This window comes from Micromonospora sp. WMMD712 (assembly GCF_029581295.1).
Lineage (GTDB): Bacteria > Actinomycetota > Actinomycetes > Mycobacteriales > Micromonosporaceae > Micromonospora > Micromonospora carbonacea.
The window spans coordinates 2,656,161-2,679,086 of record NZ_CP120743.1; the positions used below are offsets into that span (position 1 = coordinate 2,656,161).

A 22,926-nucleotide genomic window follows, 5' to 3' on the forward strand; every position below is an offset into this window, starting at 1 on the left:
CGTGGTCAGCCCTTGTTCTTGATCTGGCTGTTCCAGTGGTTGATCCACTCGGTCTCGTTCTTGCCGATCACGTCCCAGCTGACGTCCAGCGGCTTGAGGTTGAGCTCGGCCAGCCACTGCGGCTTCTCGGCGATCTCCACGGCCGGGATCTGGTAGTAGTCCTTGGCCAGGTCGGCGCGGAGCGCGTCGTCGAAGAGGAACTCCATGAACTTCTGCGCGCCGGTGGTGTTGCCGCCCTTGACGGCGGCGATGCCGTCGACGAGCACCGGGGCGCCGGAGGCCGGCATCACGTAGCCGAACGGCATGTTCGACTGGTTGGCCTGGAGCAGGATGTCCTGGAGGTTCCAGGCGCTGAGCACGCCCTGCTGGCGGGAGAGCTTGAGGTAGAGGTCGGCGGGGTTGGCCGCGTACGAGCCGGTGTTGGCGTCCAGCTTCTTCAGCCAGTCGTATCCGGGCTGCGGGTTGCTGCCGTCCGGCGACTGCCGCATGATCATCGCCGCGTAGATCGACCGCATGGTGCCGGACGCGGCGACGTCGCGGATGACGATCTTGTCCTTCCACTCCGGCTTCAGCAGGTCGTCCCAGTCCTTCGGGGCCTGCTCCGGGGTGAGCGCCTTGTTGTTGTACATGATGACCTCGGGCAGCAGGATCTCCCCGAACCAGCGGCCCTCGGCGTCCTTGTACTTCGCGTCCATCTTGGCGGCGAACGCCGGCTGCCAGCCGGTCAGCAGGTCCTCGGACGCACCCGCGGAGAGCCCCTGCTGGGTGCCGCCCCACCAGACGTCGGCCTGCGGGTTGGCCTTCTCGGCCCGGACCCGCTCCAGGATCTCCTGCGCGCCCAGGTTGAGGATCTCCACCTTGCCCTTGTACTCGGGGTACTTGGCGGTGAACTGGTCCACCACGAACGTGGAGACCTTCTTGTCGCGGGCCGTGTAGATGGTGAGCTTCTCGGCGCCCGCGTCGCCGGACGCGTCGTCGCCACCGCCGCCGCAGGCGGTGCCTGCGGCGAGGACTGTGGCCAGCGCACCGGCGAGGAGAAGGCGACGTCTCATGGGGTACCTCCGAGGGGTTCGGGTCGGGCGGAGCTAGGGGGTGGGCAGCTAAGGGGCGGAGCTAGGGGGTGGGAAGCAGGGTGGGCAGCCCGGTGGCCGCCGCGGAGAGGGCGTAGCTGACCGCGCCGTGCAGCACGGCCCGGTCGCCGAGCACGGCCCGGCGTACCTCGGTGGTGCTCGGCGCGGCGGCGGCGACCAGGGCCTGGAGCCGGTCGACGGCCGGGTCGTCGAGCTGGGCGGCCGCGCCGCTGAGCAGCACCCGGCCGGGGTCGATGACGCAGACGCAGGAGACGATAAGCCGGGACCACGCGGTCAGCACCTCGTCGAGGTACGCGGCGGCGCGGCCGTCGGCGCGCGCCAGCTCGACCAGGGCGGCCACCGGGGCGTCGGGCCGCCGGCCGGGGGCCAGGGCCACCATCCGCTCGGCGACGGCGTTCTCCGACCAGCGGGCCTCGAACGGGCCGATCCCGTCGTGCCCCCGGTCGGCCGGGTCCAGCGGCAGGAAGCCGACCTCGCCGGCCGCCCCGCCCGCGCCCCGGCGGACCTGGCCGTCGAGCACCAGCCCCGCGCCGATGCCGTCGGCGACGTGCAGCAGCAGCAGGTCGGCGACGTCGCTGCCCGCGCCGGCCGCGTGCTCGCCGGCCGCCATGAGGTTGACATCGTTGTCGACCACCACCGGCACGCCGAGGTGCCGCTGCACCGCCTCCCCTATCGGCCGGCCCTCCACGAGGCCGACCGAGGGGGCGAGCCGGACGGCCCCGCCGGAGGAGACGCCGGGCGCGGCGATGGCGACCCCGCGCAGCGCCGGCAGGCCGTCGCCGGCCAGCTCGGGCACCGACCGGCAGATGGTGTCGATGATGTCGCCGGCGAGGCGGACGGTGCGGTGGGCGACGACCGTGCCGTCGCTGTCGGCGATCTCGCAGCTCAGCCGGGACGGCTCCAGGGAGACGGCGGCGACCAGCTCGGCGCGCGGGTTGAACTCCAGCATCGCCCGGGGGCGGCCGGCGCGGGACGCTCCCGGCCCCCGCTCGATGAGGTAGCCCTCGGCGATCAGCTCGCGCACGAGGGGGGTGAGCGTGGCGGGGCTCAGACCGGTGAGCTCGGTCAGCTCGGCGCGGGAGAGCACCCGCACCTGGCGGGCGGTGGAGATCACGGACAACCGCTTGATCTCCTTCGACCGCTCCCGGCTCACCGGGCTCGTTGGTGGCGTCACCACGTCAGTCACACTTCCTTCCTACGGCGAACGAACTATCGAGTCAAGTAACGAAAACGTCTCGGCCCGCCCGAGGCACCCCCACGAACAGGGGAAACGTCCCGCTTCGGCACCGGTGTCGGAGCGCGGGCGCGCGGCGGTCGGGCGGCCGGGAGAGGTGGACCGACCTGGATTTATTTCTTCCGCAAAGGAAGAAAGACCTTGCAAAGCATTGACGGGCCGCCGCGCCGGTCCCTAGCGTCACCGGGCGAAGGCCTTCCAGTGTGTACGGACACCCGCGTCGCCGCTGTACCCGGTGACGGAGTCCGCGCCGCTGCCGTACCCCCCGTGGCCCGGCGCCCGTCGCCGATGGCCACCGTCTCCGCCCCACCGTCCCGCCACCCGACCGGCGACCCGGCGTCGACGCCCCGCGTCCGACGGCGATGGCCGCTGCCCGGACCCGGGACAGTTCCGGAAGGATCCGCATGCGCATCAAGGCGTTCCTGCTACCCACGGCGCTCGCCCTGGCCCTGTCCGGGGTGCCCGCCGCCGCCCTCGCCTCCCCCGCCGACGCAGCCGCCGACCGCCACGGCGGCCGGGCGGGCGACGCCGTCGACCTCGACGTCCTCTTCGTCAGCGCCCACCCCGACGACGAGGCCGGCAGCCTCGCCACCCTCGGGCAGTGGAAGGAGAAGCACGGCGCCAGGGCCGGCGTCGTCACCATCACCCGTGGCGAGGGCGGCGGCAACGCCGTCGGCCTCGAAGAGGGCCCCCCGCTCGGCATCATCCGCGAACGCGAGGAGCGCACCGCGATCGGCCGGGCCGGGGTGGAGAACCTCTACAACCTCGACCGGGTCGACTTCTGGTACACGGCGTCCGCGCCGCTGTCCGAGCGGATCTGGGGACACGACGACACGCTCGGCCAGATCGTCCGGGTGATCCGGCAGACCCGGCCCGAGATCGTCATGACCATGAACCCCTCGCCGACCCCGGGCAACCACGGCAACCACCAGCAGGCCGCCCGGTTCGCCGCCGAGGCGTTCCACGCCGCCGCCGACCCGAAGGCGTTCCCCGAGCAGCTCCGCAAGGAGGGCCTCAAGCCGTTCCGGGCCGCGAAGTTCCTGCGTACGGGTGGCACCGGCACCTCGGCCGCCGGGCCCGAGTGCGCGTCGAGCTTCGTGCCGACCGTCCCCACCGACCAGGTCTTCGGGGTCTGGGAGGGCACGCCGAGCGCCACCGGCAAGACCTGGGCCGAGATCGAGGTCGACGCCCGCCGGGAGTACGTCACCCAGGGCTGGGCCGGCACCGCCGCCGCCCCCACCGACCCGACGAAGGTGCGCTGCGACTTCTACACCCTGGTCGACAGCCGCGTCCCGTACGACCCGGCCGACACCTCGCCCGAGGCGATCCTGCGCGGCTCCGTGCTGCCGAACGCGGCCGGCGGGCTGCCCCGGGGCACCGAGCTGTACCTCACCACCGACCGGTTCGACCTCGCCCCCGGCGAGACCGTCAAGGTCACCGCGCACGTGCGAGCGCCCCGGGACCGGGCACTGGCCGCGCCGCGGATCGACCTGCGGCTGCCGCAGGGCTGGACCGCCAAGGGCACCGGCGCGCTGCGCGGCAGCGTACCGGCGGGCAAGGAACGGACCGCGACCTTCACCGTCACCGTCCCCGCCGACGCCGACACCAACCAGCAGCAGCTCGTCGGCGCGACCCTGACCACCCGCCAGGGCGTCGGACGCACCGACCGGGCCGTGCGGGTCGTCGCCGACGTGCGCGGCACCCTGGAGCCGCTGCCCGAGGTGGGCGTGTTCCGCGAGTGGGCCGGCGAGGGCGGGTACCCGCAGCTCGACACCCTGATCAAGCCGGTGCTCACCATCGGCTCCGGCAAGAGCCGGTCCGTCCGCGTCGACCTGCGCAACCACGGCAAGGCCACCCGCAGCGGCACCGTCACCCTCGGCCTGCCCGCCGGCTTCACCGCCGACGCGGCGACCAAGAGCTACACCCGCCTGGCCCCCGGCGCGACCGGGGCGGTCACCTTCACCGTCACCAACACCGACGCCACCCTGCCCACCGCCAACGAGGGCGGGACGGACGGCGACTACGGCATCACCATCACCACCACCAGCGCCGCCGGCAGCACCGTCGAGACCGGCGCGCTGGAGATCGTGCCGACCACCGAGGTCCCGCAGGCCGGCGCCGGCCACGCCGTCGACGGGGTGGCCTCGGCCGGCGAGTACCCCGGCGAGGAGCTGGACTTCTCCCGCATCTGGGAGGGGCAGGCCACCACGCCGCAGGACGCCTCCGCGAAGGGCCGCATCGCCTGGACCGCCGACGCCCTGAAGGTGTTCGTCCAGGTCACCGACGACGTGCTCGGCCGCAAGGTCGTGCCGCAGGACTGCAAGCGGCAGCGGCGCACCGACAGCGTCGAGATCATCGTCGACCCGAAGGGGAACTCGACCGACACCTCCACGGTGTTCAAGGCCGGCATCTTCCCCGTCACCGACGACCCGGCCAACGGTGACCCGCCGTGCTGGCAGCGCGACGCCGACAACCGGCAGGGCCCGGGGGCGACGACCGCGCCGGGCATGACCGTGGTCAGCAAGGTGACCAGCCCGTACGCCGGCTACACCATCGAGGCCAGCATCCCGTTCGCGGTGCTGCCCGACGCGGTGGACCCGGAGCGGATGGGCTTCAACGTCCTCGTCTACGACTCGGACACCCAGGACCTCAGCTCCCAGTCCCGGCTGGGCTGGTCCACGTTCACCGGCGTGCGGGCCGACCCGTACCGCTACGGCCTGGCGACCCTGCCCGGCTACACCCCGGCGGCGCGGCAGCCCAGCGCCCCGGTCTTCCCGGACACCGCCGCGCGCAGCGTGCACAGCCCGCAGACCATCGCCCAGTCGGCGGTCGACGGGGTGGCCCCGGCCGCCGTGGCGCGGCTGCCCGAGAAGGCGCTGCGGCTGACCGACCAGCGCCGGGTCCCCGGCGGGGTGAAGGTCACCCTGCGCGCCGACCGGTCCGGCACGGCCTACCTGTACGCCTGGGACGGCTCCGCCGCCCTCGGTGACCGGACGGTCGAGCTGAAGGCGAACCGGTCGGTGACGGTCGTCGTGCCGGTCGCCTCGGGCCGGCCGACCGCCCTGCTGGTCGCGTACGAGTCGCACGGCGCGGCCCTGGCCCGCAGCCTCCCGCTGCGCTGACCCTGGTGAAAGGAGGGGCCCCTTGTTAACGCATTCTGTTGTATAAGGGGCCCCTCCTAACACCTGGGCCGGGGCGCGCCTCAGCGGAGGCGGTAGACCGCCGTCCGGGCGTTCGTGTAGCGCAGGTCGGCGAGCGTGGCCAGCGCCGGGGACTCCGGCGCGACCCGCCGGTCCACCAGCAGCCAGCGCACACCGTACGTGTCGCGCAGGTCGGCCAGCCCGTCGGCCGTGGGCGCGGTGAACGCGGCGTCGTTGGCGCGCAGCCGTCCGGCGTCCCAGAACGGGGCGTACGGGCCGCCGGGCAGGCCCACCATCCGGGGCGCGAACGCCCACCCCTCCACCAGCACCGAACGCTCCGTGTAGGCGCTGACCCAGAACGACCGGGCGTCGCACCAGCCGTTGACCACCGCCCGGCAGTGCGCGTTGGTGGCCACCACGTCGCCGGGCGCGCTGTGCTCCTGCACGTAGCGGGCCGCCGCCACCCGGGTCGCCGGCATCCGCTCCACCGGGTAGGCCCCGCCGTTGGGGAACCGGTGCGCGGCGGCGGCGTCCAGCACCAGCCCCGGCGCGCCCGCGACCAGGGCGGCCGTGAGCAGCACCGCCCCGCCCCGGCCGGCGAGCCCCGGCCAGCGGCCGACCAGCGCCGGCCAGCACAGCCCGACCAGCAGCGCCACCGCCGCCAGCGCCGCCGCCCAGGTCAGCAGCGGCAGCACCGGCGCGTACGACGGGGTCGACGGCGACGCCGCCGGACGCCAGAGCTGGACGGCGGTGAGCAGCACGGCGAGCCCGGCCGCGCCCGCGCCGAGCAGCGCCCGGCCCCGCGCGCCCAGCGCGGCGGAGTCGACCAGCTCGGCCCAGCCCCACGCCGACAGGACCACCCCGAACGCGAAGCCGGCCCGGGTGAAGTACTGGTTGCTGCTGCCCGGGTGCCCCACCAGCAGGTAGATCGCCGGGCCGGCGAGCGCCCCGCCGAGCAGGAACACCTGCACCGGCTCCAGCCGCCACCGGCGCAGCCGCAGCAGCGCCACCACCCCCGCCAGCCGGAGCTGGAGGTTGAGCAGGAACGCGACGGACACCGCCACCCACAGCAGCGCGGTCGTCCCCGCCGGGCGGCCCGTCGGAACGTAGGGCCGCAGCCCCGAGAACGGGTCGACGGTCACCCCGTGGCTCTCGAACGCGAACAGCACGGCCGTGGCGAACAGCTGCGCGGCCAGCGCCAGCCCGGCCGCCGCCAGCACCGCCCGGGGCAGGGTGCGCCGGAACGCCAGCGACACCGCCGCGGTGAACGCCAGCGCCGCCAGCGCCACCGGCACCGAGCTGGCCTTCGCCCCGGTCGAGGCGGCCAGGAACAGCGCCGCGAGCACCCACGCGCCGCGCCCCAGCGGCGGCACCGTCGAGCCCCGGGCCCGCCCGACCAGCTCGCCGAGCGCCGCCACCAGCGGCAGGAGCAACACCCAGCTGTACGTCATCGACGGGCTGCCCCACACGATGAACGTGGCCTGGGTGCCGAAGAGCTGGCGGATCCCGTTCTCGTAGCCGAACTCGCCGACGGTGAACATCAGCGCGGCGGCGGCCACCCCCGCGTACGGCCGCCCGGTGACCCGCCAGCCGGCCACCGCCGCCAGCACGGCCGCCAGCGCGCAGAGCGTCGGCACGCCCAGCCGGAAGAAGACCGTCGGCAGGTCCACGCCGCTGACCAGGCTGGCCGCCGCGAAGTGGGCGAAGCCGAACCAGTGGTAGTGCAGGGGCTCCCCGGCGACCTGCGGCACGTCCAGCGGCACCTGGTGGGTGGCCGCCCCGGCCAGGGAGAGCTGGAACGCGAGGTCGATGTATTGCGCCTGCCCCTCGTCGGTGGGCAGCACCGGGTTGACCCGCAGGAACGACTCGTAGAGGTAGAAGGTGAAGCCGGCGACCACCCCGGCGAGGGCCCAGGCCCAGCCCGTCGGCACCGGGGTGTGCCCGGTGGCCCGCCAGTGCCGGCGCAGCCGGGGCACGACGGCGAACGGCCCGAGCACCGCCAGGGGCCACAGCCACAGCAGGTGGGGCAGGCCGGCGGCGGTGAACGCCGCCCACCCGGCCAGCTCCAGCACCAGGCCGACGGCCGCGCCGAACGCCACGTCCTCGACGAGGGTGTGCGGGCGGCGGCGCAGCGCGCGGAACACCAGCGTGCCCGGCAGCAGCACGGCCAGCAGCGCGTACCCGGTCCAGCGGGCCAGGTCGGCCACGGGGGTGCCGGTGGCCAGCAGCGCGGCGGCGACGACGGCGTAGCCGGCGACGGCCGGGGCGTACCGCAGGGCGGCGGGACGCCGGGTCGGCCCGTCGCCGCCGGCCCGCGTGGCCGGGGCGGGTGCGGCGTCGGCGGTCGCGGGGGCCGGCGTGGCGGCGGGGCGGCGGGGGCCGGTCGGGTCGCCGCCGCCGGTGGCGAGCGCGGTCACCGGAGGCTGTCGGCCAGCTCGGCCGCGTCGCCGGCCGCCGGACCGGCGGCGTCGGCCGCGCCGGGCCCGGCGGTGTCGCTGGCCACGAAGTACGCGGGGCGGCCCTGCACGGCCGTGTAGATCCGGGCCACGTACTCGCCGAGCAGGCCGAGGCAGAGCAGCTGCACCGCGCCGAGGAAGAGGATCGCCACGTAGAGCGAGGGCCAGCCGGTGACCGTCGAACCGACCAGCCAGGCGGCGACGGCGACCACCACCAGCACCCCGCACACGGCCACCCCGACCAGCCCCAGCCAGGTGGCCACGCGCAGCGGCGCGGCGGAGAAGCTGGTGACGCTCTCGGCGGCCAGCCCCGCCATCCGGGACAGCGGGTACTTCGTGCGGCCGGCGGCCCGCTCCTCGCGCTGGTAGGTGACCTCGCCGCTCGGGAAGCCGAGCCAGGGCACCACCAGCCGCAGCACGGGGCTGCGCTCGGGCAGCTCGCGCAGGGCCTCCACGGCCGCCCGGCTGAGCAGCCGGAAGTCGCCGGCCTGCGCGGGCACCTGCTTGCCGACGAGCCGGCGCATCAGCCGGTAGTAGCCGGCGGCGGTCCACCGCTTGAAGCGGGTGTCGCGGCTGCGGTCGGCGCGCACCCCGTAGACGATGTCGAGGTCGTCGGCGCGGGCCCGGCGCAGCATCTCGGCGACGGTCTCGGGCGGATCCTGGAGGTCGGCGTCGAGGCTGACCACCCACCGGCCCCGGGCCCGCAGCACCCCGGCGACCAGGGCGGCCTGGTGGCCGCTGTTGCGGCGCAGCCGCAGCACCCGCAGCTGCGGCCAGCGGGCGCGCAGCCCGGCCAGGCCGGCGGGGGTGCCGTCGGTGCTGCCGTCGTCGACCACCAGCACCTCGTACGGCTCGCCGAGCGCGTCGAGGACGGCCCGCAGCCGCGGGGCGAACAGCGGCAGCACGCTCTCCTCGTTGAACATCGGCACCACGACCGACAGCGCCGGCTCCGGTGGCGTCACGGGGCTCGCCTCCGTCTCGTCTGCGGCGCTCGGACAGCCGCACGCTACCAGCCGGGCCAGGCCCGCAAGGCCCGTGCGCGCCGACCGCCGGCCGCCGCCGGTGGTCAGTTTCCGCAGGTCGTCGCGGGCAGCCCCGACACCGGCACCGGGGAGCGGCCGGTCGGGCGGGCCCGGCCGGCGAGCACGTTCGCCAGCGCGGTCATCGACGCGGCGCTGGAGGAGTACGTCGCCAGCAGCGTCGGCGACTTCGCCTTCGCCAGCACGTACGGGGTGTCCATCGCCACGGTCACCGCCGCGTCGGCGGCGAGGTCGCCGCTGCCGTCGCCGTACCCGACGAGGTGCACCCGGGTGCCGCCGCTCGGCACCACCTGCACCCCGGCGGCGGTGAGCGCCTGCGTCAGCAGGTCGCGGGTCTTCTCCCGGCCGCCGGAGGAGGTGACCGTGACGGGGCCGGCGACCCCCTTCGTGCAGGAGCCGCGCAGCACGGTGACCGCGCCGGCGGCGAGCGCCTCGGCGGCCCGGCGGTGCTCCGCGTCGTTCAGGGTGGACATCGCCGGGGCGGGCGTGCCCGCCACGGTGAACTTCATGGTCAGCACCCGGGTTACCGCCTCGACCAGCCGGGCCCGGGGCAGCGAGCCGTCGCGCAGGGCGGCGAGCAGCCCGTCGTACGCCTGGGTGACGTTGGGCGGCATCAGGATCAGGTCGTTGCCGGCCTTGAGCGCCCGCACCGCCGCCTCCCCCGGCGACCAGCGCTTGGCGGGGGCCATGTTCATGCCGTCGGTGATCACCACGCCCTTGAAGCCGAGCTGGCCGCGCAGCACGCCGGTGAGCAGCTTGTGGGAGAACGTCGCCGGGGTGCCCGGGTCGACGGCGGTGACGTCGAGGTGGGCGGACATCACGGCGAGGGCCCCGGCGTCGATGCCGGCGGAGAACGGCGGGAACGCCGTGGCGTCGAGGACCTTGCGGCTCTGGCCGATCACCGGCAGCTCCTCGTGGGAGTCGGCGGCGCTCAGGCCGTGGCCCGGGAAGTGCTTGACGCTGGCCGCCACCCCGGCGCCCTGCAACCCGCGCACCGCGCCGGCCACCTGGGCCGAGGCGCGCTTCGGGTCCGCGCCGAACGACCGGGAGCCGATCACCGTGCTCCGGGTGACCAGCACGTCGGCGACGGGGGCGAAGTCGAGGTTGATCCCCATCGCGGCCAGCTCCTGACCGGCGGCCCGCCAGGCGGCCTCGGTCAGCGCCGGGTCCCCGGCCGCCCCGGCGGCCAGCGGGCTGGGCAGCAGGGTGACCCCGTCGGTGATCCGGGTGACCACCCCGTACTCCTGGTCGGTGCCGATCAGCAGCGGGGCCGCGCCGGCGGGCAGCTTCCCGGCGGCGTCGCGCAGGCCGGTGGTCAGCTCGCGGACCTGCTGCGGGTTGTCGACGTTGGTGGTCTCCTGGTTGCCGGAGGTCGGGTCGTCGGCGCTGAAGCCGACCAGGATCAGCCCGCCCAGCCGGTACTTCGCCACCATCTCGGCCGGGGTGTCCACCCCGGCGAGGGCCCGGTTGCCGGCGGCGGAGCCGGTGGAGACCTTCGTGGCGTTGTCGCCGTACGCGTAGGGCATCAGGACCTGGCCGACCAGGTCCTCGTCGGCGAGGGTGGCGACCAGGGCGGCGGCGCGGGCGGCCGGGTCGGCGGCCGTCGGCGTCGGCGCGCCCGACGGGGTCGGGTCGGCCGCGGCGGGGCTGGCCGACGGGGCGGGGCGGGGCCGGTCCGGCTCCCCCGTGCACCCGGTGAGCAGCACGGCGGTCAGGACGGCGAGCGCGACGCCGGCACGTCGCGGGGAGTTCGACACGCGGTCCATCCCACCAGTTCACCCCTTATCGGGGCAACTCGGCCCGGTCAAGTCACCGCGCCGGGGACCGGGGACGGTCGGCCGCGTGTCCGCGGCGGGCTCCCGGGGAACGCCGCCAGCCGGCCCGGGCGGGACTCCCGTGGGGCGCCACCTCCCCGGGAGGGACGCGCGTGGGGCGGCGCTCAGCCGACCCGGGTGAGCAGCGTCACCGGCGCGCCGTCGCCCGCGTACCGGTAGGGCTCCAGCTCGGCGTCCCAGGCGGTGCCGAGCGCCTTGTCGAGCGCGTGCGCGAGGGCCTCGGGGGCCCGGGCGGCGGCCATGATGCCGCGCAGCCGGTCCTCGCCGAGCTGGATGTCGCCGGCCGCGCCGACGGTCGCCCGGAACAGCCCTCGCCCCGGAACGTACATGAAGCGTTCGCCGTCGACGCCCGCGCTTGGTTCCTCGGTCACCTCGAAACGGATCATGGGCCACTGCCGGAGGGCAGCAGCCAGCTCGGCGCCCGTCCCCGGGCGACCGGTCCACCCGCACTCGGCCCGGCGGGCGCCGGGATCGACGGGCTGGGCCGTCCACTGCAGGTTGACCGGCGCGGCAAGGACGCGCGCGATCGCCCACTCGACGTGTGAGCACACGGCGAGCGGGGTCGAGTGGACGTATACGACGCCACGCGTTGGCACGGTGACCTCCCGGAGAGCGAGGTGCGTCTTCCCCTACGACCTCGACACCCGAGTGGCTGTTGGAACACATGATGACTGGTGGGACGGATGGTGCGCCAGGGAATCGGAAAATCCGCCGCCGCGGATCGGGCGCGACGGGCGTCGCCGTTCCCCGCCCCCGGCCGGAATGCCGGGCCGGCGGCCTCGGTTGTGCCCTGGCGACAGTCGCGGTGACCAGCCAGGCATCGTGGTCGTGTACAGTTCTCTCGGCGGCTTGTGCCGCGCACATCTTCGGCGGGGCGAGGCTCTTCCCGGGCGTCACCCGTCACAGCCCCCGGACGTTCCCGTCCTCCCGTACGTCTCCAAGGAGTACCTCCGTGGCGAGCAACACCTCTAAGACCGCGCGCGCGTCAGTCCGGGCCGGCCAGGCTGGCCAGGGTGGGGCCCTCAGCGTGCTGGGCGAGTTCAAGTACCTGATCCCGCTCAACGGCGGCAAGCACGCCTACGTGCGGAACCTGACCAACGGCAAGACCGCGCACCTGCGCACCGACTCCGACGCCTTCGTCGAGGAGATCCGGACGCTGGCCGCCGCCGGCCACGCCGCCAAGATCCGGGCCGAGCTGAACAACCTCGCGGCCGCCCACCCCGACCACGGCTGGGACGCCACCGAGAAGCGCCTCGCCGAGGCCGGTGTCTTCGGCGGCTGAGCCCGCCCGCGACACCCGCTCGACCGCTTCACCTGCGCGACACCCGCTTCACCTGCGCCACCCCGAACCGCCCGCCGGGCCACCCGGCGGGCGGTTCGCCGTCTGCGCCCCGCCCCCACGCACGGGAAAGGTGAGAAGGGGACCCTTCTCTACCGCAGGCGTTAAGAAGGGGCCCTTCCTTGCACAGGGTTGGCGTGGTGTCATGGCGGGTAGTCGGTTTGTTACCGCCGGGTCACCCGGCGGTGAAGTTCCCGTGGCGGCCCGAGGGGAGGCGGCGATGCCGGAACACGTGGAGGTGCGGCTCGCGGACGACGTGCGCCTGCACGTGGAGGCGTCCGGGCCGGTCGACGCCGAGGTCACCGCCGTCCTGCTGCACGGCTGGACTCTCGACGGGCGCAGCTGGCACCGGCAGCTCGCCGAGCTGCGCGAGCGGTTCGGCGACCGGGTCCGGGTGGTCACCTACGACGCCCGGGGGCACGGCCGGTCCGGCTGCATGGCGCTGCGTACCGCCACCCTGGCCCAGCTCGGCGACGACCTGGCCGCCGTGCTCGACGCCGTCGCGCCGGCCGGGCCGGTGGTGCTGGTCGGGCACTCGATGGGCGGCATGACGATCATGGAGTACGCGCACCGGCACCCCGGCCACTTCGCCGCCCGCGCGGCGGGGCTGGTGTTCGTCTCGACCACCGCCGAGGGGCACACCCACACCGTGTACGGCCTCTCCCCCCGCATCGCCCGGCTGATCCGGCTGGCCGAGACCACCGGCGCGGGGGTGCTGGCCCGCTGCGGCGCGTGGCGGCCGCCCCGGGCCCTGCTGCGCGCCCTGCGGCCCAGCATCCGCTGGATGCTCTTCGGCGACCGCTGCGACCCGACCGACATCCGGCTGGTCACCTCGGCGGTGGCCCGGGCCACGCTGCGCTCGATCGGCGGGTTCCGGGCGTCGATCGGGGCCCAGCACCGGCTGGACACCCTCGCCGCGCTGGCCCACCTGCCGGCGGCGGCGCTGGTCGGCGACCGGGACCGGCTCACCCCGCCGCCGTGCGCGGAGTCGATCGCGGCGGCCCTGCCGGCGACGGAGCTGACGGTCTGCCCGGGCGCCGGGCACATGCTGATGATGGAGCGGCCCGCGCAGGTCAACGCCGCCCTGACCGGGGTGCTGGACCGGGTGCTGGCGGGCGTGCCGGAGGCGTCCGCGCCGCGCTGACCGGGGCCCCGACGGGGCCTGAGCGGGGCCGCGGTGGCGCTGACCGGGGGACCCGCGCCGGTCGCCCCGGACGTGGGGTGGATCGCGGCGGCGGCATGGCCCCGCGAACCCGTCGGCTGCTGGCCGTACCCTCACCCGGTCACCCCGGCGCGCCGCCGCGCCCCTGGCGCGGCCGATGCCGCCGTCTGCGAGGAGCCCGTACGTTGACCGACCGCACGACCCTGGAGCAGGAGATCGCCGCCGAGCAGCGGCACCTCGACCGGGTGTACGCCCGCCTCGCCGAGCTGCGCCGCTTCGCCGCGCAGGCCGAGAAGGACGGCTACCGCCTGGCCCGGGTGGGCAACTTCGGGGCGCTCGTCGAGCGGGACGCGATGGTCTTCCACGCCGCGCAGCGCCGGCACGTGCTCGACGCCGAGCACGAGGGGCTGGTCTTCGGCCGGCTGGACCTGCGCGAGGGGCAGGTGCTGCACGTGGGGCGGCTGGGGGTGCGCGGCGAGGACGCCGAGACCCTGGTGGTGGACTGGCGGGCCCCGGCCGCCGCCGCCTTCTACCAGGCGACGCCGGCCCAGCCGCTGGGCGTGGTGCGGCGCCGCACGATCTCCTCGTCGGCGGAGCGGGTGACCCGGATCGAGGACGACCTGCTGGACCCGGCGGCGGCCCCGCCGGACATGGCGGTGGTGGGCGACGGCGGGCTGCTGGCGACGCTGTCCCGGGCCACCGGCCGGGGGATGCGCGACATCGTGGCCACGATCCAGCGCGAGCAGGACGAGGCGATCCGCTCCCCCTCCTCCGGGGTGACGATCGTCTCGGGCGGGCCGGGCACGGGCAAGACGGCGGTGGCCCTGCACCGGGCGGCGTACCTGCTCTATTCCGACCGGAGCCGCTATGCGGGCGGCGGCATCCTGGTGGTGGGCCCGTCGGCGGTGTTCGTGGAGTACATCGCCTCGGTGCTGCCGTCGCTGGGCGAGGAGACGGCGACGCTGCGCTCGCTGGGGTCGTTGTTCCCGGGGATGGGCGCGACGCGCACCGACCCGCCGGAGGTGGCGGCGGTGAAGGGGTCGCTGCGGATGCGCCGGGTGCTGGAGCGGGCGGTGCGGGACGCGGTGCCGGGTGGGCCGGGCGAGCTGCGCCTGCTCTACCGGGGGGAGCTGCTGCGGCTCGACCGCCGGGAGCTCGACGGCATCCGGGACCGGGCGCTGGGCCGGGGCGCCCGCCGCAACGAGTCGCGCCGGGCGGGCTTCGACGGGGTGTTCGCGGCGCTGTGGGCGCAGGCCCGGCGGCTCGGCATCGGCCGGCTGCCGGAGCAGCGCGCGTTCGAGGACGAGATCGCCGAGCGGCCCGAGTTCCGCGAGTTCCTCAAGGCGTGGTGGCCGCGGCTGCACCCCCGGCACGTGCTGGGCTGGCTGGCCCGCCCCGACCGGCTGCGGCGGTACGCCGCCGGGGTGCTGTCCCGGGCGGAGGTCGGCCTGCTCGTCGAGGCGTACCGGACGCTGGACGCCGAGGGGCTCACGATCGCCGACGTCGCCCTGCTCGACGAGCTGGACGCGCTGCTGGGCAAGCCGGTGCAGCCGAAGCGGGCGAAGCGCGACCCGTTCCAGCTCGCCGGGGGGGTCCGCGAGCTGAGCACGCACGCCGACCGGCAGCGGGCGGCGCGGGAGGCGGCCCGGGAGCGGCCGGAGGACTACCGCGACTTCGCGCACGTGGTGGTCGACGAGGCGCAGGACGTGTCGCCGATGCAGTGGCGGATGATCGGCCGGCGCGGCCGGCTGGCGTCCTGGACGGTGGTGGGCGACCCGGCGCAGACCGCGTGGACGGGGGACCCGCAGGAGCTGACCCGGGCGCGGGACGCGGCGCTGGGCCGGCGGCGGCGGCACGAGTTCGAGCTGACCACCAACTACCGCAACTCGGCGGAGATCTTCGCGGTGGCGGCGGCGGAGATCCGCCGGCTCTACCCGGACCTGGCGCTGCCCCGGGCGGTGCGGTCGACCGGCGTGGCCCCGGTCGAGCTGACCGTGCCGGCGGCCGGGCTGGAAGCGGCGACCGTCGCGGCGGTCGGCGAGCTGCTCGGCGAGGTGGAGGGCACGGTCGGGGTGATCACGCCGGTGCCGCGCCGCGACGAGGTCGCGGGCTGGCTGGCGGGCCGGGCCGCGCCGCGCCTGCAGGTGGTGACCAGCCTCCAGGCCAAGGGCATGGAGTACGACGGGGTGGTGCTGGTCGCCCCGGGCGAGATCCGGGCCGACCCGGGCTCGGGCGTGCGGACGCTGTACGTGGCGCTGTCCCGGGCGACCCAGCGCCTCGTCACGATCGACCCGACGGGCTGACCGCCCGCCCCGGCCGTTCCCGGGCCGGACCACTGTCGATCACTTGCACACATTGCGATGTGAGCATAGATTGGGCCGGGTGGGGATCACGGACGGAGGGCGCGGGCGTGGGCGCAGGGCATGACCACCACCACGGGGCGGCGAACGTGGCGGACCGCCACTCGGGGCGGCTCTGGGCGGCGTTCGCGCTGCTCGCCGCGCTGATGATCGTCGAGGCGGCGACCGCGCTCGGCACCGGCTCGCTGGCACTGCTCTCCGACGCCGGGCACATGTTCACCGACGTGCTCGGCATCGGCATGGCGCTCGCCGCGATCACCGCCACCCGCCGGGCCACCGCCGACCCGCAGCGCACCTTCGGGCTCTACCGGCTGGAGGTGCTCGCCGCGCTCGGCAACGCCCTGCTGCTCAGCGGCGTCGCCGTCTACGTCCTCGTCGAGGCCGTCCGCCGTTTCGGCGACCCGCCCGAGGTGACCACCGGCCCGATGCTCGTGGTGGCGGTGCTTGGCCTGCTCGCCAACGTCGCCGCGTTCGCCCTGCTGCGCAGCGGGGCGAAGGAGAGCATCAACATGCGCGGGGCGTACCTGGAGGTGCTGGGCGACCTGCTCGGGTCGGTCGGCGTGATCGGCGCGGCGGTGCTGATCATGGCGACCGGCTGGTGGTGGGCGGACCCGGCGGTGGCCGTCGCGATCGGCGTGTTCATCCTGCCCCGCACCTGGCGGCTCGGGCGGGCCGCGGTGCGCATCCTGGTGCAGGCCGCGCCGGAGCACCTCCAGGTGACCGCCGTGCACGACCGGCTGGCCGCCGTGCCCGGCGTGGTCGAGGTGCACGACCTGCACGTCTGGACGCTGACCTCCGGCATGGAGGTCGCCTCGGCCCACCTGACCATGGCGCCCGGCGCGGAGGTCGGCGCGGTGCTGACCGCCGCCCGCACCGCCCTGCACGAGGACTTCCACATCGAGCACGCCACGTTGCAGGTCGAGCCCGGAGCGGCCCGCGACGGCTGCGGCCCGGCCGGCTGGTGAGACGGGAATCCAGCAATTTTTGCGACATTCGCGGCCGAATGGCCGACTTGACAGGTTTCATCCGCGTACCCTCCGTCACGGAGGCAGCGCTGGCCCCATCTGCACCGGTAGGCTCAGCCCCGGCCACCGCCGGGCGGCGCCCTCCGGCGCCTGTGGTGGCCGCCGCCTAATCGCCCGTGGGCGAGCCGGGGAACCATGTGTGTGGGGTGCATCCGCTCCAGCGGTAGGGATCTTCCGTCCCGAACCCGTCAGCTAACCCGGTCGGCGGCTGACGGAAGGACACGCACATGCCAGCAGTGGCACCTGTAGGAAGGATCGCCGCCCGGGTGGCGGCGGCGCTGGCGCTGACGCTCGCCGTCGGCCTCGGGGTCGCGCCGGTGACGCCGGCCGGGGCCGCGCCGCCGGTCGGCCTGCTCGCCGCGCCCGGCGACGACGAGGAGGGCGGCACGCCCGCCCTGCGCGCCCAGCTCGAGGCGGCCAGCAAGGGCTACCTGGAGGCCAAGACCGCCCTCGACCGCTCGGTGAAGCGGCAGCAGCAGCTCGGCGGCCAGCTCAAGACGGTCGAGGCCGAGCTGGTCACCCGGGGCGCCAAGGTCGGCGAGATCGCCGGGGTGGCGTACAAGAAGGGCCGGCTCACCGCCGCCTCGGTGCTGCTCGACAGCAGCTCCCCCGAGGGGTTCCTCGACCGGGCCGCCGCGCTCGACACGATCGCCGCGAACGAGGACCGGGCGCTGCGCGAGCTGCTGACCACCCGGGACGAGGCGACGAAGACCCGGCAGGCCCTCGACGGCGAGATCCGCGAGCAGCGCAAGCAGGTCGCGCTGATGGGCAAGCGCAAGGAGCAGGCCGAACGGGCCCTCACCGTGGCCAACGACAAGGCCAGCAGCAGCGGCGGCGGGTCCAGCCCGGGCGGCACCTCCAGCGCGAACGCCACCCCCGCGAAGCGCAACTCCGACGGCTCCTGGCCGGCGGAGTCGTGCAGCGTCAACGACCCCACCCCGGCCAACGGCTGCATCACCCCGCGCACCCTGCACGCGCTCAACCAGGCCAAGGCCGCCGGCTTCACCCGGTACGTCTCCTGCTACCGCCCCGGCGGCTCCGGCGAGCACCCGAAGGGCCGGGCCTGCGACTTCGCCGCGCAGAAGGGCGGCTTCGGCGGCGTGGCCAGCGGCGGGGACCGCACCTACGGCAACAACCTGGCGGCGTACTTCGTGCGCAACGCCGACCGGCTCGCCGTGCTCTACGTGATCTGGTTCAAGCAGATCTGGCTGCCCAGCAGCGGCTGGAAGGCGTACAGCGGCGGAAACGGCGACCCGTCCAGCGACCACACCAACCACGTGCACCTGTCGGTGATCTGAGCCACCGCGCCCCGGCGGCCCTCCCCCACCGGGGCGGGTCGCCGGGCGCTACGCCGCCCGGCCGAGCACCTCGCCGAGCCGGCGGGCCAGCCCGAGGTGCGCCGAGCGGGCCTGCCGGAAGGCGTAGCCGAACAGCGGCGTCGGCGCGGCCAGGGTGATCTCCACGTCGACGCGGAGGAGGCCGTCCGGCTCGTCGCGCAGCCGGGTGTGGTTACGCACCGTCGTGGCCGGCCGCTGCCGGGCCACCGTGACGATCTCGTCGTCGGTCACCGTCAGCACGTCCGCCTGGTACGTCACGCCGAAGCGCACCGGCCCGGCGGCGAGCTGGTCGGTGATCGCGTAGCTGGCCAGGGCGCCCGGCCGGGGCGGCAGCCGGCGCACCCGCGTGATCAACGGATGCAGCTCGGTCTGCCGGGCGGGGTCACTGAGCAGCGCCACCGCCTCCGCCCGCGGGCAGCGGGCCTGGACCGAGTACTGGAAGCTGTCGCGCCGGGGCATCCGTCGATCGTCCCCCACCCGGGGGCGTGGGGGAAGGGCCGAACGCCCCGGCGCGTGGACCTGCGCCGGCGGCCGCGTCAGGCGCCCGGCAGCACCTCGGGGGTGGCCGTGCCCGCGAGGTAGGGCTCCGGGGCGCCGAAGAGGCCGAGCAGGCCGGTCACCCAGAGCTGCCGGTGCACGAACCGGCTCGGCTCGGTGACGACCAGCTTCACCCCGCTGACCTCGGCGGTCTGGAACCCGGCCACCATCGCACTGATGCCGACGGAGTCGATGAAGGTGACGAGACGCATGTTCAGCTCGATGCGGGCGGGCCGCCCCTTGGTGAGCACCTCGGCGATGGCTTCACGCACCTCGTACGCGGTGTCGACGTCGATCTCACCGCGCGGGGCGATTTCGATGACACCACCGGAAAGAACCGACTTCACGATCGACAGGCTCACGCGAGCACCTCCACTCGCCCGTTGACGGGCGCCTCATCAGTACGCGGGCCGCGACCGAGAGTATTCCTCCGATGGCCTCGGTCGCCACCCCTCGGGATGAGCAATTCGTGGATCAGGGCAAAACACGCTGCCCTTATCCGGACTTTTCAGATCCTGTTTGCCGGACGACCGGCCCGGGGCCGGTGTCGCCGACCCAGGGTAGCGGTCTCCCCCGACCTTTGCGCGCACCCCGCACCCCGGGCGTGTGACCACCTTCCGTCACCGGCCGGACCCGCCGCCGTTGCCCGCCCCTCCTAGCATCGGCGGCGTCCACACCCGTAGCACGGAAGGGACCACCCCCATGATCCGGAGACTGGCCGGCCTGGCCGGCGTCGGCGCGCTGCTCGCACTCATGCTGGCCTGCGGCTTCGGCGGCGCCGGGGACGACGACGACGATGACGACGACGACTTCGCCCGGGGCGCGGCGGTGGTGTCCGTACGCTGAGGGCACGGGGCGACGCGCCGGGGTTTGCGGCGGCGGCGGGCGGGGCACTGCCCCGGTGGGCGGACCGCGCCGGGACAGTGCCCGGCGCGTCGGCCGCCCACCGGTCCCACGCCGCAGTCCGAAGTGGCCGCAAGCTTCGGCACCCGAGGAGGTAGCACGATGTTCGGAACCAACCTGCTGGAGCGCCGCAGCAAGCCGGAGCGGATCGCGGACCAGGCCTGGCAGCACCTGGCCTCCGCCGTCGTCTCCGCCGGGGACAGCGTGCGCGACACCGCCCGCTCCGCCCGGCGCAGCGGCTCGGGCCTCGCCGACGACGCGGGCGACCTGGTCGGCTCCGCGGCCGACGAGGCGCGCCGCCGGGCGGTGCGGGCCTTCGACGCGCTCGCCGGTCGCCGGCCCGCCCTGCCCTGGGCGCTGCTGGTCGGGGCCGCCCTGGCCGGGGCGGCGATCGGCTGGGCCGCCGGTTCGGCGGCGCGGGCCGCCGGGCGGCGGGGCGAGCGCGACGTCGAGGAGATCGAGTTCGTCGACGTCGACCGGCCCAACTCCCCGGTCGGCCTGGACGGCTGAGTCCCGGGCGGCTGGGCGTCACCGGCCGGCCGTCGCCGCCGGTCCGCCGAGGAGCACCCGCGGCCCGGCGAGCGCCCGAACCCCTTCGAGACGCGAACCGGGCCGGCCTCCGTGCGGGGAGGCCGGCCCGGCGTCTCGGGACCGCGCGGGGCGGTCAGTGTGCGGTCAGTTGGCCGTGCAGGTCAGGATCGCCGGGGTCGAGTTGGCCCCGGTCCCGCTGGCGACGAAGCCGAAGGTGGTGCTGCCGCCGACCGGCAGCGCCCCGTTCCAGCCCGCGTCCCGCACCACGACCTGCGCCCCGGTCTGGGTGTAGGTGCCGCCCCAGAGCTGGGTGATCTGCTGGCCGCCGGGGAAGTTCCAGACCACGCTCCAGAAGCTCTTCGCCGAGCCGCTGTTGTTCTTCACGGTCACCTCGCCCTGGAAGCCACCGGACCAGGAGGTCGTCACCTTGTACGTCGCCGAGCAGGCCCCGGCCGGCACGGGCGTGCCCGTCGGGGTCGCCGGGGGCGTCGTGACCGGAGGCGTGGTGGCCGGGGGCGTGGTGGCCGGCGGGGTCGTCGCGGGCGGGGTGGTCGCCGGCGGGGTCGTGACCGGGGGCGTCGTCGCCGGCGGGGTGGTCGCCCCGCCGAGCCGGTCGGCGACGATGATGCCCCGCCCGTTGGTGCCCAGGTAGGCCCGCCCGTAGACGCGCGGGTCGCCGGTCAGGGCCTCGCCCGCGTTGCCGTACTGGTGCTTGTCGTCGTTGATCCGGACCCAGGCCGCGCCGGTGTTGTCCGACCGGAACAGGCCGGCCTGCCCGTCGACGGTGCCGAAGACGAACAGCGCCGGGTACGTCTGCCCGGGGGCCGCCTTGCCGAAGCCCACGTTCACCGCCGACGACACGCCGGCCTGCTTGACGAAGGTGGCCCCGGAGTCGGTCGAGCGCCACAGCCCGCCCTCGCCGGCCAGCCAGATGTCGCCCTCCTTGCCGGGCACCGCCTTGAACTTCACGTTCCCGGTGCTCGGCAGCCCGGTGGCCGCCGACGCGGTGAAGCTCGCCCCGCCGTTGGTGCTGACGTAGAACCTGCCGCCGGAGAAGCCGTAGAACTTGTTCTTGTTGACCCGGTCGGACTCGACGACGGCGTTGGCCGGGATCCCGGTCGCCGCGGTCCACGAGTTGCCGAAGCCCACCGAGCGGACGACCTGCTGGCCGGCGTCGCCCGGCGACCAGACGAACTGGCTGCCGTCGGCGGACGCGGCGACGGTGCCGCCGTTGTTGATCCCGCCCGGCTCGCTGCCCTGGAACCAGTTGGCTCCGCCGTCGGTGGAGAACGCGACGTGGCTGTCGTTGGGGCGGTCGGCGTCGGTGAAGTTGCCGGCCCGCACCATCGTAGCCGGGTTGGCCTCGGCGTAGTCGATGCTGGTGGTGCTGGTGAAGACCGGCTGGCTGAAGATCTTCGCCGGCACGGCGTCGAGGTCGGTGTGCCGGAAGCCGCCGAGGTCGCCGAGCGCGCTGACCAGCGGGGCCCCGGTGGGCGGGCTGATCAGGTCGAGCACGGCGGTCTCCTCCAGGCCCTTGACCATCGGCTTGATGGTGAGCTGGCCGCCGGTGTCCCACTTGGTCAGGTCGGTGCTGCCGTAGATGGTCGCGCCGGTGCCGTACATGAACCGGTTGGAGTCGTGCGGGTCGATCTCGACCGACTCGTTCATCCAGCCCAGCTTCGGCGTCTCCTCCGGCGGGGCCGGGTTGGTGCCGAAGGTCAGCCACGGCACCGAGGAGATGTCCATGGTGTACTTCTTGCTGCGGTCCGGGTAGCTGGTGAACTCCCAGATCCGGGACCAGGTCGCGCCCCCGTCGGTGCTGCGCCAGAAGATCGCGTCCGGCCACCAGGAGATCTGGGTGGCCACCATCAGGGTGTTCGGCTTCTGCCGGTCGATGGTCAGGCCGGAGTAGCCGAAGTACGCGTCGGAGCTGGACGACGGGATCGGGCTGATCTGCGTCCACGCGCCGGTGGCCCGGTTGAACTTCCACACGTCGCCCTTGGCCCCGTCGTACGGGCCGCCGGTGTCGCTGGTGGCGATGTAGAGGTAGCCGCCCACCGGGTCCACGACGCCCTTGTGGGCGAGGTAGCCGGTCGGCTGGCCGGGGATCCGCTCCCAGGTGGCGCCGCCGTTGGTGCTGCGGTAGACCGGGTTGGCCTTGTCGGCCACGCCGACGTAGATCGTCTGGGTGGCGTTGCCGGCCGTGCCCGTGCTCTTGTCGAACGACACCCAGGTCAGGCCCTGGTTCTGGCTCTGGTAGCCGGTGGTGTCGTTCGGGTCGGCCTTGTAGTTGCCGACGTTGGGGAAGTTGGCGACCTTGGCCCAGGTCGCGCCGTAGTCGGTGCTGCGCCACAGGCCGTTGCCGCCCTCGGCGCCGTAGTAGATAGTGCTGTTCTTGTTCGGGTCGACGGCGAGGCGCTCACCCATGCCCCGGCCGGGCATGTTGCCGCCGTTCTTGAACGGCAGCTCGGTGGCCTGCCAGGTCGCGCCCTTGTCCGACGAGCGCAGGATCGCGCCGTTGTTCGGGTCCCAGTCGTTGGTGTACATGCCGACGGCGGCGTACACCCGGTTGGTCTGCACCGGGTCGGTGGCGACGCTGACCACGCCGTTGTAGCCCCACTTGTCCGCGCCGACCCAGTCCAGCAGCGGCGTCCAGGACTGGCTGGCCTGCTCCCAGCGGTACAGGCCGCCGATGTCGGTGCGGGCGTAGATCAGGTTCTTCTCGGTGGGGTTGAAGACGACGCCGGGGACGAAGCCGCCACCGTCGATCCGTACGTTCTTGAAGGAGTACGGCTCCGAGGCGGCCGCAACCGCCTCGGTGGACGGGGCGACGGTGAACTGAACGGCCACGACTGCCGTGGCGGCGGCCAGCACGGTGGTGACCGCGCCGACAAGACCTCTCCGCATCTGCGGTTTCCTCTCGGGGATGCCCGTGA

17 protein-coding genes and 1 riboswitch are annotated in these 22,926 nt (G+C 74.8%); of the genes, 8 read left to right on the forward strand and 9 right to left on the reverse strand.

The window, feature by feature from the left end; genetic code table 11:
- Positions 1-5 precede the first annotated feature (5 nt).
- Positions 6-1,052 (reverse strand): extracellular solute-binding protein, encoded by a 1,047-nt coding sequence (locus O7633_RS11145; protein ID WP_282327704.1) that lies wholly within the window; start codon positions 1,050-1,052, stop codon positions 6-8.
- Positions 1,053-1,113: 61 nt separating this feature from the next.
- Positions 1,114-2,277: an ROK family protein gene (locus tag O7633_RS11150; protein ID WP_278128540.1), complete on the reverse strand. Its 1,164-nt coding sequence runs from the start codon at positions 2,275-2,277 to the stop codon at positions 1,114-1,116.
- 452 nt (positions 2,278-2,729) lie between these two features.
- On the opposite strand from O7633_RS11150, the gene O7633_RS11155 reads away from it, so the two are divergent.
- Positions 2,730-5,447, forward strand: coding sequence for a sugar-binding protein (locus O7633_RS11155; RefSeq protein WP_282327705.1), 2,718 nt, complete (start codon positions 2,730-2,732; stop codon positions 5,445-5,447).
- An 80-nt stretch (positions 5,448-5,527) separates the two neighbouring features.
- On the opposite strand, the gene O7633_RS11160 is transcribed toward O7633_RS11155, so the two are convergent.
- The 4 genes from O7633_RS11160 to O7633_RS11175 all read right to left on the reverse strand — a co-directional run bounded on the left by O7633_RS11160 (position 5,528) and on the right by O7633_RS11175 (position 11,392).
- Positions 5,528-7,882, reverse strand: coding sequence for a hypothetical protein (locus O7633_RS11160; protein ID WP_282327706.1), 2,355 nt, complete (start codon positions 7,880-7,882; stop codon positions 5,528-5,530).
- Positions 7,879-8,883, reverse strand: coding sequence for a glycosyltransferase family 2 protein (locus O7633_RS11165; RefSeq protein WP_282327707.1), 1,005 nt, complete (start codon positions 8,881-8,883; stop codon positions 7,879-7,881). Before O7633_RS11165 ends, O7633_RS11160 begins: the two co-directional genes overlap by 4 nt.
- 104 nt (positions 8,884-8,987) lie before the next feature.
- A complete protein-coding gene (locus tag O7633_RS11170; protein WP_282327709.1) occupies positions 8,988-10,727 on the reverse strand; it encodes a glycoside hydrolase family 3 N-terminal domain-containing protein in 1,740 nt (579 codons plus the stop codon).
- A gap of 173 nt (positions 10,728-10,900) precedes the next feature.
- Positions 10,901-11,392, reverse strand: a complete 492-nt coding sequence (locus O7633_RS11175; RefSeq protein WP_043966937.1) for a DUF3145 domain-containing protein — start codon at positions 11,390-11,392, stop codon at positions 10,901-10,903.
- A gap of 356 nt (positions 11,393-11,748) precedes the next feature.
- On the opposite strand from O7633_RS11175, the gene O7633_RS11180 reads away from it, so the two are divergent.
- The 5 genes from O7633_RS11180 (at position 11,749) to O7633_RS11200 (ending at position 17,980) form a co-directional block, all read left to right on the forward strand.
- A complete protein-coding gene (locus tag O7633_RS11180) occupies positions 11,749-12,078 on the forward strand; it encodes a hypothetical protein (protein ID WP_282327715.1) in 330 nt (109 codons plus the stop codon).
- Between the two features lie 277 nt (positions 12,079-12,355).
- Positions 12,356-13,279 (forward strand): alpha/beta hydrolase, encoded by a 924-nt coding sequence (locus O7633_RS11185; RefSeq protein WP_282327716.1) that lies wholly within the window; start codon positions 12,356-12,358, stop codon positions 13,277-13,279.
- Between the two features lie 203 nt (positions 13,280-13,482).
- Entirely contained in the window at positions 13,483-15,600 is a 2,118-nt protein-coding gene (locus O7633_RS11190; protein WP_282327718.1) for a UvrD-helicase domain-containing protein, read from the forward strand.
- A 107-nt stretch (positions 15,601-15,707) separates the two neighbouring features.
- Entirely contained in the window at positions 15,708-16,622 is a 915-nt protein-coding gene (locus tag O7633_RS11195; protein WP_278128551.1) for a cation diffusion facilitator family transporter, read from the forward strand.
- A gap of 153 nt (positions 16,623-16,775) precedes the next feature.
- A riboswitch (cyclic di-AMP (ydaO/yuaA leader) is annotated at positions 16,776-16,905 on the forward strand.
- Between the two features lie 4 nt (positions 16,906-16,909).
- A complete protein-coding gene (locus tag O7633_RS11200; RefSeq protein WP_282327722.1) occupies positions 16,910-17,980 on the forward strand; it encodes a hypothetical protein in 1,071 nt (356 codons plus the stop codon).
- Positions 17,981-18,028: 48 nt separating this feature from the next.
- Here O7633_RS11200 and O7633_RS11205 read toward each other — a convergent pair whose 3' ends face one another.
- Positions 18,029-18,478, reverse strand: coding sequence for an SRPBCC family protein (locus O7633_RS11205; protein WP_282327724.1), 450 nt, complete (start codon positions 18,476-18,478; stop codon positions 18,029-18,031).
- 77 nt (positions 18,479-18,555) lie between these two features.
- Complete coding sequence (locus tag O7633_RS11210; protein WP_043966924.1) at positions 18,556-18,918, reverse strand: STAS domain-containing protein; 363 nt, start codon at positions 18,916-18,918, stop codon at positions 18,556-18,558.
- 340 nt (positions 18,919-19,258) lie between these two features.
- On the opposite strand from O7633_RS11210, the gene O7633_RS11215 reads away from it, so the two are divergent.
- Both O7633_RS11215 and O7633_RS11220 read left to right on the forward strand, forming a co-directional pair.
- Positions 19,259-19,402, forward strand: coding sequence for a hypothetical protein (locus O7633_RS11215; RefSeq protein WP_158229444.1), 144 nt, complete (start codon positions 19,259-19,261; stop codon positions 19,400-19,402).
- Positions 19,403-19,561: 159 nt separating this feature from the next.
- Entirely contained in the window at positions 19,562-19,969 is a 408-nt protein-coding gene (locus O7633_RS11220; RefSeq protein WP_074474671.1) for a hypothetical protein, read from the forward strand.
- A gap of 165 nt (positions 19,970-20,134) precedes the next feature.
- On the opposite strand, the gene O7633_RS11225 is transcribed toward O7633_RS11220, so the two are convergent.
- Complete coding sequence (locus O7633_RS11225) at positions 20,135-22,897, reverse strand: cellulose binding domain-containing protein (protein ID WP_282327729.1); 2,763 nt, start codon at positions 22,895-22,897, stop codon at positions 20,135-20,137.
- Positions 22,898-22,926: the final 29 nt, after the last annotated feature.